Raw genomic sequence first — 659 nt, forward strand, 5'->3', positions numbered from 1 at the left:
CGCCGATATCTATCGCTTCAATCGTCAACTCAGAATCATCAACGACCCATTCAAACACCTCGTCGACTTGCTCTTTTGTCGCCTCGCCAAACAAAGAGATATTCCATGCGAGGTAACAAGCATCAGCTTAAATATCATCGAGTTTCGGAACATCTGAGGCATCCACGTCGACCTCAAGCTCACCGAGTTCAGCCAGCTCTCTGAACATCCGAACAGGCTCGTTACCCGTTCGTAAAATATCTGTAGAAGGACGGAAAAATATTTGCCATCCGCGTGCCCCATCACTATGGCCATCGTTAGCATCGCCCTCTCCACCGTTTTGGGTTGCAGCGGAAGCGCCTGATTCTCGGCCATTTAAAATATCTTCAAATTCTGATTTAAGTGAATTGGATAATTCGGTCTCGCATTCCTCGCCTTGTTCCAATTGCGTGACCATTGTTCGCAGGCAATCGACTGAACGAAGGAATAGATCAACATGCTCTGCAAGAATTTTGAATTGATCTGATCGAATCAGATCAAGAAGCGTTTCTACGACGTGTATAAAATCTGCAATTTGCTGAAAACCAAAGATACCACTACCACCCTTAATTGAGTGCGCAGCACGGAATATTTCATCAATGCGCTCAGAATCTTGATTGTCAGGGTCCAGCTCTAAGAGA

Annotated in this window: 1 protein-coding gene; it reads right to left on the minus strand. The window is 45.5% G+C overall.

The features are described 5' to 3' along the window. Window positions 1–127: 127 nt before the first annotated feature. Window positions 128–659, minus strand: a 532-nt coding sequence (locus tag A3738_RS22695; protein WP_197473968.1) for an Hpt domain-containing protein, incomplete at its 5' end; no start/stop codon positions are given.

The sequence above is a fragment of the Oleiphilus sp. HI0066 genome (genome assembly GCF_001635725.1).